Below are 3,935 nucleotides of genomic sequence, written 5' to 3'. Positions count from 1 at the left end.
ACGCCGAGGAGCTCGGCTCATGAGCGGCGTCTTCCGCGCGATCCAGATCGCCTGGCAGTTCGCCGCCTTCTTCCTGCTGGCCTCCGTGGTCGCTGCCCCGTTCGTGACGTTGGTGCAACGCGCCCGTGCCCGCGGACGCCGGATTTTCCGGGACCAGCCGAACGAGGTGCTGCGGCAACTCCACCCCGACACCCGACTCGACCACAGGTGGGACGCATGAGCATCGAGATCGGGCTGCCCGACGGCGTCCGTCGCATCGAGTCGATCGAGGACTCCGGCCCGATCGTCTCGCTCGCAACCGAGGTAGACCTTGACCAACTCCTGCTGGAGATGGCTGCAGAGGGCGACTGGGACCCGTACAGCGGGCGCACCTGGGACGACTACCGAGACGAGCCGACCAGCATCTGGGGAGCGTCGTCCCACACCCCCGAAGCGATGGTCGGCTGGTTCCGCTGGCTCCCTGCGATGCGCGGCAACTGCCGATGCGGCGACGGCCACTCATTCGACATCTCCGAGGTCAGCACCGACGAGAAGCCTGAAGGCAACAAGGCACGCGGCGCATTCCTTGGGGTGTGGTTCGCATGAGCAACCGAGACCGCGCAGTCGAGGTGCTGGCGACCCACAGGCATCGCGTTCAGCCGAGCGGCAGCGCATGCAAGTGCGGCTGGGCGGAACGTCCCTACGGCTCCGCCCTCTGGATGGAGAGTGAGTGGGAGCAGCACCTCGTCGATGCTCTCATCGCTGCTGGCCTCATCCACGTGGGGCAGGGGTTCTGCTCCAAGGTCCCCAACTGCCGCCTCGCCGACGGTCACGCGGGTGGGTGTGAGCGCACATGAGCCCCGACGGCCTGCTGCCCATCCTCGCCGCCTACCGCAAGCAGGTTGAACCCGCCTGGTCCGCTGCGACCGCCCACAGACGCCAAGGCGCACCCGGCACCCCCGCAGGCCAGTGCGGTGTCACCTCAGCCTGGCTGCAGGAACGCCTCAAGGAAGACCACGACCTCGACACCCTGTACTGCGTCGGCGATGTGCACCAGGGCTTCCTGAAGTCACTGCGGGATCACTGCTGGCTGGAGACCAACGGCCGGCTGGTCATCGACCTGACCGTGGACCAGGCCTGGCCCGACGCGCCTTACGCCGGCTGGTACGGGGGGAAGTTGAGGCTCGACTACCGGGCGCTGCGCTGGCTCACCCCCGAGGCGCTCGCAGACGACCCGGTACAGACCCGCCTGAGGGTCCTGCGGCTCGAACTGGACTCGCAGGCCCGCACCGAGTGGGTCCGCAGCCATCGAGTCGAAGGGGGGTGAGTTCAATGCAGCGAGTCTGGGATTGGTGATTGCCCTAGGCAACTAACTATCCATCGCCCGCCCTGCTTCTGGGGAGCAGGGTCAACCACTGAGAGGGATGCCCGTGACTGCCGTCATTCACCTCGCGATCTCTCGCGACGTGGTGCTCAGTGCCAACGTCGAGAAGCACTGGGCCGCCCGCGCCCGCAACGTCAAGGTGATCCGCGACATGGCCTGGGTGATGGCCAAGCACCACCGGTACCCGCCGATGAAGCGCGCCACGATCGACGTCGAGGTGACATGGCCCGACAACCACCGGCGAGACGCCTCCAACCTGGCCCCTACGGCGAAGGCTGCGATTGACGGCTTCGTGGATGCCGGCCTGCTGCTGGACGACTCCGACAAGTACGTCGAGGCCACCACCTACCGCGCATCCCCTGAGCGCCGCAAGACCCCAGGCATCGCCGCATACCTGAAGTTCACGATCACGGAGGTGCCCGCATGATCCCGTACTACGAGCCCTGGACCGAGGCCGCTGTATGCCGCGAAGTCGGAGGGGACGAGTGGTTCCCGGAGAAGGGCGGCGACTGGAAGACCCCGTCGTCGCTGTGCCTCACCCAGTGCATGGTCCGGCTGCAGTGCCTCGACTTCGCGATGCGCCACGAGGTCGGCATGACCCGTGAGAAGAGGTTCGGGATCCTCGGTGGCCTCACCCCCAGGAAGCGTGCCGAGTACGAACCGGTGTGGCTCGGCGAGCAGGAGGTGAGTGCGGCATGAGGACCGGACCGCGCGCTCTGGATGAAGAGCCCGAGAGCAACACCGCGAACATCTACCGCCGCCGGATGGATGAAGCCCTAGAGGCTGACCCGCCCGTCATCGAGTGGGAGCAGCGCAACGGCATCCAGGTCGCCGTGGTGGTCAACGACCCGCACGCGGAGCACGTCCACCCCTCACGCAGCGGCCCCCGTCACCGTGCTGATCCGGTGGCTGGCTTCATCGAATCCCTCAAGGCCGAGTACGGCTACATCGGAGACGCATCATGAGCAGCTTCAACGCAGCGCAGACGCTGCAACTCCTGCAGCCCATCAAGGAGACCCGCGTCCTCGAGGACGGCAAGGGTCACTCGCATGTGAGCCAGCAGGACATCACCGCCCACCTGATCCGCGTCTTCGGCTTCGGCTCGTTCGACACCGACATCGTGAAGGTCGAGTGCGTCTTCGAGCAGCCGCGCATGACCCAGGACGGCAAGCAGACCGGCCGCTGGGATGTCTGCTACCGGGCCCTGCTGCGGCTGACCATCCGGGACGCCGACGGCAACGAGGTGTGCCACTACGAGGACGGCTCGACCGCCACGGCGCAGAACCAGACCCGCGGCGACGCTCACGACCTGGCGTACAAGTCGGCTCTCTCGCTGGCGAAGAAGCGCACCGCGATCAACCTCGGCGACCAGTTCGGCCTGAGCCTCTACAACAAGGGCCAGATGACCGCGCTTGTCCAGCGGACCTTGGTCCTGCCCCCGAAGCCCGAAGAGTCGGAGAAGCCCGCTGAGGACTTGCAGGCGGGTGTGGAGCAGCAGGTCTCCCTCGGCAACGACGAGATCGAGCACGAGGAGCAGAGCGCATGAGCCTCGCCATCGACCCATGGGCAGACGCCCCGCTCGAGCAGGATCAGCCGGCCAGACCCGAGCGGCTGAAGCCTGAAGACATGTGCGAGGACATCACCGCACGCCTCCTGCGCTCCCAGACCGAGGACCGCACCCTGTACCCCCAACTGCTGGCGAAGACGCTCACGGAGCTACAGCGCCGCGCCCGTGGGGATGAGTGGGCGCGGTCCCTGCTGGAGCAGCTGCATCACCGCGCCGTCAGTGGCGTCGAGTACGGGGAGCCGCGCGAGCCCCGCTTCATGGAGACCCTCGACGAAGCGGAACGGACGGGCCACTGATGCGGCTGCGGAAGAAGTGCTCCATCGACGGCTGCGACAACAAGGCATGGGCGCGTGGTTGGTGCAACACCCACTACACCCGGTGGCACAGGTACGGCTCGCCTCACGTCCTCATGACGAACAAACGCCCGGCCTGCGGAACGAACCACGGCTACCTGTGGCACACCCGCAACAGCGAGCCGCCGTGCGAGGCGTGCACGACCGCCCACCTGTCCAAGTGCGGCAGTCTCGCGGGCCGCTCCCGCCACCTCAGGGCCGACGAACCCGTCTGCGACCCATGCAAGGCCGCGAACCAGACCTACCGCGACAACATCAGGAAGGCAGGTGCGCTGTGACTGAGCACGCCCTCACCCCGGCAGCAGCAGAGCGCCGCCTCATCGAGTTGGAGAAGCAGCTCGAGCTCGCCACCGAGATGCTGAAGATCGCCCGCGACAAAGAGGTGGAAGCCAAGCACGGCTACGAGGCCGCGCGGCGCAACGCCGGGTTCAACAAGGAATGCCCTCGGGTGGAGCGAGGCGGGACGACTGTCGCCGAGCGCACCGAATGGATCGAGGACAAGGCCGCCGACGAGCAGCGCAAGTACGACATCGCCACCGCCGCACGGCAGGCCGCCTACGACCACCTACAGACCACCCGTGAGCAGGGAATGATGTGCATGGCCCTGCTCCGGTCAGCCAACACCGCATACGCAATGACGACTGGAGCCTGA

The 3,935-nt window shown here is 67.0% G+C and carries 10 protein-coding genes; all 10 read left to right on the top strand.

The window, feature by feature from the left end:
• The coding region (locus VIU94_RS23175) for a hypothetical protein (protein WP_331913786.1) at positions 1-220 on the top strand (220 nt) is incomplete at its 5' end.
• Positions 217-585 carry a hypothetical protein gene (locus VIU94_RS23170; RefSeq protein WP_331913785.1) on the top strand — a complete coding sequence of 123 codons (369 nt, stop codon included), beginning with the start codon at positions 217-219 and terminating at the stop codon, positions 583-585. The genes VIU94_RS23175 and VIU94_RS23170, both read left to right, overlap by 4 nt.
• A 247-nt stretch (positions 586-832) precedes the next feature.
• The gene (locus VIU94_RS23165; protein WP_331913784.1) at positions 833-1,306 is read left to right on the top strand and encodes a hypothetical protein; all 474 of its coding nucleotides are present in this window, start codon (positions 833-835) and stop codon (positions 1,304-1,306) included.
• A gap of 103 nt (positions 1,307-1,409) precedes the next feature.
• Positions 1,410-1,790, top strand: a complete 381-nt coding sequence (locus VIU94_RS23160; protein WP_331913783.1) for a RusA family crossover junction endodeoxyribonuclease — start codon at positions 1,410-1,412, stop codon at positions 1,788-1,790.
• Positions 1,787-2,062 (top strand): WhiB family transcriptional regulator, encoded by a 276-nt coding sequence (locus tag VIU94_RS23155; protein WP_331913782.1) that lies wholly within the window; start codon positions 1,787-1,789, stop codon positions 2,060-2,062. Before VIU94_RS23160 ends, VIU94_RS23155 begins: the two co-directional genes overlap by 4 nt.
• Positions 2,059-2,328 carry a hypothetical protein gene (locus VIU94_RS23150; protein WP_331913781.1) on the top strand — a complete coding sequence of 90 codons (270 nt, stop codon included), beginning with the start codon at positions 2,059-2,061 and terminating at the stop codon, positions 2,326-2,328. The genes VIU94_RS23155 and VIU94_RS23150 overlap by 4 nt, the downstream gene beginning before the upstream one ends.
• Positions 2,325-2,909 (top strand): Rad52/Rad22 family DNA repair protein, encoded by a 585-nt coding sequence (locus tag VIU94_RS23145; RefSeq protein ID WP_331913780.1) that lies wholly within the window; start codon positions 2,325-2,327, stop codon positions 2,907-2,909. Before VIU94_RS23150 ends, VIU94_RS23145 begins: the two co-directional genes overlap by 4 nt.
• Complete coding sequence (locus tag VIU94_RS23140) at positions 2,906-3,226, top strand: hypothetical protein (protein WP_331913779.1); 321 nt, start codon at positions 2,906-2,908, stop codon at positions 3,224-3,226. Before VIU94_RS23145 ends, VIU94_RS23140 begins: the two co-directional genes overlap by 4 nt.
• On the top strand, positions 3,226-3,561 hold the full coding sequence (locus VIU94_RS23135; protein WP_331913778.1) for a hypothetical protein: 336 nt from the start codon (positions 3,226-3,228) through the stop codon (positions 3,559-3,561). The genes VIU94_RS23140 and VIU94_RS23135 overlap by 1 nt, the downstream gene beginning before the upstream one ends.
• Positions 3,558-3,935, top strand: a complete 378-nt coding sequence (locus VIU94_RS23130; RefSeq protein WP_331913777.1) for a hypothetical protein — start codon at positions 3,558-3,560, stop codon at positions 3,933-3,935. Before VIU94_RS23135 ends, VIU94_RS23130 begins: the two co-directional genes overlap by 4 nt.

The sequence above is a fragment of the Streptomyces sp. genome, from assembly GCF_036566765.1.
Classification (GTDB): domain Bacteria; phylum Actinomycetota; class Actinomycetes; order Streptomycetales; family Streptomycetaceae; genus Streptomyces.
The sequence above is the reverse complement of the archived record's forward strand: the minus strand, read 5'-3'. Positions and strand labels throughout refer to the sequence as shown.

Bases quoted from the DNA above. Each gene is read 5' to 3' on its own strand.
- VIU94_RS23170 (WP_331913785.1), top strand. From the start codon at position 217: ATGAGCATCGAGATCGGGCTGCCCGACGGCGTCCGTCGCATCGAGTCG.
- VIU94_RS23165 (WP_331913784.1), top strand. From the start codon at position 833: ATGAGCCCCGACGGCCTGCTGCCCATCCTCGCCGCCTACCGCAAGCAG.
- VIU94_RS23155 (WP_331913782.1), top strand. From the start codon at position 1,787: ATGATCCCGTACTACGAGCCCTGGACCGAGGCCGCTGTATGCCGCGAA.
- VIU94_RS23150 (WP_331913781.1), top strand. From the start codon at position 2,059: ATGAGGACCGGACCGCGCGCTCTGGATGAAGAGCCCGAGAGCAACACC.
- VIU94_RS23145 (WP_331913780.1), top strand. From the start codon at position 2,325: ATGAGCAGCTTCAACGCAGCGCAGACGCTGCAACTCCTGCAGCCCATC.
- VIU94_RS23140 (WP_331913779.1), top strand. From the start codon at position 2,906: ATGAGCCTCGCCATCGACCCATGGGCAGACGCCCCGCTCGAGCAGGAT.
- VIU94_RS23135 (WP_331913778.1), top strand. From the start codon at position 3,226: ATGCGGCTGCGGAAGAAGTGCTCCATCGACGGCTGCGACAACAAGGCA.